Raw genomic sequence first — 2,405 nt, forward strand, 5'->3', positions numbered from 1 at the left:
CCGTCGGTTTCGGGGACATTTTCACCCTATCAAACCCTCTAAACGATGTCAGGAAACACTCAAGAGAAGCTTGAAGGTTCTGAGGTATTTCACAGGTTGATCAGCCGATAAAAACCGAACCCCGTGCATCCTGAGAAGAAGACTCTCAGGGTTCACGGGGTACTAAGGCTAGAGCCAGTCCGGCTTACTTAATTAATTTTGCTCAGGGTGAAGAAAACGAGTCGAAAAATAGTACATCATCCATTCCAGCTCGCCACGAGTCACGGGGGATGCTGAATCAAACACGCCGCCCCCAGGATTGATAATACTCTGCTGAGTCACCCACAGAATCTCGCGGTAGAACGCGGAACTCGGCGTAATATTCGGGAAGGACGAAACACCCTGCACCTCCGGCGAACCAGCCGCACGGTAGGTCAGCGCAGCTACGGTAGCGTTCGAAATGCCGGCATCCGCGTGGAACTTGCCGTCCGACCAGCCGAAGGTAACACCCTTTTCACGAGCCCAAATGTATGCGGCGTAGTTCGGGTCGTCCGTCTTCACATCCGGCCACGGGGAGACCGCCGGGAGGTCCACCTTGGGGCTTTCCTTCAACCTATAAAGGTAGGAAACCAGCTCGCCGCGGGTAGCGGGCTGTTTATCTTCATCGCCGTAAAGATTTGTCGAAAAGGTCTCACGGCGTACATCGCGAGGGTTAGCAAGCGTGAACTGGTGAACACCCTCGAACTTCAAGTCCAAACTGGCCAAATAGCCACCGCGGTGCTCCGGTGCATAACCCACCAGCGGGGTGATCAGAGTCTTATCCGTCTCGCTGGCATAGCCGTAATCACTCCGCGCCTCAATAACGTACTGCTTGGAAGGGTCCAGAGTGTTCGCCGGAATCTTGATGGTGACGAAAGCGAAGCCTCCCTCCAGAATGTTCGAGTAGGTTTCCTTGTCGTATTGGTAGTACTTTATGTCACTCATGGCCAAGACAGGGGAGCCGGTACTCTTCTCACGAATGAGGTACATCATGCCCTTCGATCCATAGAGATCCCCGTTGAAGCCCACGCCCTGAATCAGCAGCTCCTGATCCTTCGTGGTGTCCTTCAGAGCATCGTACTTAAACATGGGTGAGAACGTACCAGGGTGATAATCATTGGCGTTCAGAGCCTGATGAGCCACAACATTCTTGCGAGCCCAAATATCCTGAACGGTCGACTGCTGCTGACCCTTAGGTTCGGCAAGGATACCGACCTCGTAACGCACCTTCTCCAGGGTCATATCCGGGGCGTACTCCGTGAGGGGGTAGTAACTCTCCAAAGTGTCGGGCTTGATCTTCAGGTAAGCGTCAAAGGTGCCGTCATCTTCGATGGTGAAGTCCTTACCCTCTTCAAAACGAAGCATCGACGTGGAAGGCTCCACATTACCAGGACGGTCCTGAGTAGCAGCAATATAGATGACCACGGTGCCGTGCTGCTCGCGCCACTCCTTGGTGAAACCGGTGCCCTTCACCGTCATTTCGTTGTACTCACCGGTGTACAGGGCGTCGCTCTTTTTCCTGAAGAGGTCACGTCCGTCCAGGAAGTCGTACTCCCCATAATCAACGGTGAAAGACGGCTCAGCCGCAACATTCTGGGTTGCAGGGGTATTGGCAGTCGGCGCGTTAGCCACAGGTGCGTTTGCGGCGGGTGCTGCATCCTGCGCGAGAACCGGGGTCATCGGCAGAACCATTGCGCCCGCCAGCGCCAGTGCACTGCAGTTGCGAGCCGCGTGCAGGAATGAAGACTTAGAGTTCGGAAGTGAGGACATGAGACATCCTTAAAGTCGTTTCTCCGGGGCTGTGCAGTCCAGAGCTGTGCAATCCGGGGAGGCGCAATCTGAGGTGGTGCGAGCTCACCGGCGGGGAGGGAATTCGCCGTTGAATCTGCATACACCCTATGAGAAAAGTGGTTGAGTACCCCCGTCGGTTTCGGGAGTACTCCCACCCTAGCAAAGTGTTGAACAGTTGTCAGGAAACACTCAAGGAACGCTTTAAGGTTTTCGAAAATCTCACACAGTGAGTAGCTGTTAAACGCTGAAACCCCGCGCTCCCAAACAGAAAACCTGTTCGAGAACACGGGGTATTCAGCTCAGAACTAGTCCGCCTTACTCAGCGTGGTTCTACTTGGCACCGTTCTACTTAGCTCGATTCTGGAAGTTGAACAGCATCTGCTCCAGCTGACCACGATTCACCAGGTCCGTCGCATTAAAAGCGCCGAAATCCGGATTGATGACATACTGCTGCGTGGACCACAGAATCTCACGGTAGAAGGCGGAACTCGGATTAACATCCGTGAACGAAGAAACACCGGAAACAGCCGGGGAACCCGCTGCGCGGTAGGTGAACGCCGCAACGGTAGCGTTCGAAATGCCGGCATCCGCGTGGA

General features: G+C 54.5%; 1 protein-coding gene and 1 pseudogene. Both read right to left on the bottom strand.

Annotated features, from left to right (window positions below; translation table 11 throughout):
• Positions 1–192: 192 nt before the first annotated feature.
• Positions 193–1,788: a hypothetical protein gene (locus HMPREF2980_RS03380; protein ID WP_049349969.1), complete on the bottom strand. Its 1,596-nt coding sequence runs from the start codon at positions 1,786–1,788 to the stop codon at positions 193–195.
• Between the two features lie 366 nt (positions 1,789–2,154).
• Positions 2,155–2,405, bottom strand: a pseudogene (locus HMPREF2980_RS03385) (S-layer homology domain-containing protein); the annotation flags it as partial.

The sequence above is a fragment of the Rothia sp. HMSC076D04 genome (genome assembly GCF_001814645.1).
Taxonomy (GTDB): Bacteria; Actinomycetota; Actinomycetes; order Actinomycetales; family Micrococcaceae; genus Rothia; species Rothia mucilaginosa.

Excerpts from the sequence above, each read along its gene's own strand:
- HMPREF2980_RS03380 (WP_049349969.1), bottom strand. The coding sequence starts at position 1,788 with ATGTCCTCACTTCCGAACTCTAAGTCTTCATTCCTGCACGCGGCTCGC.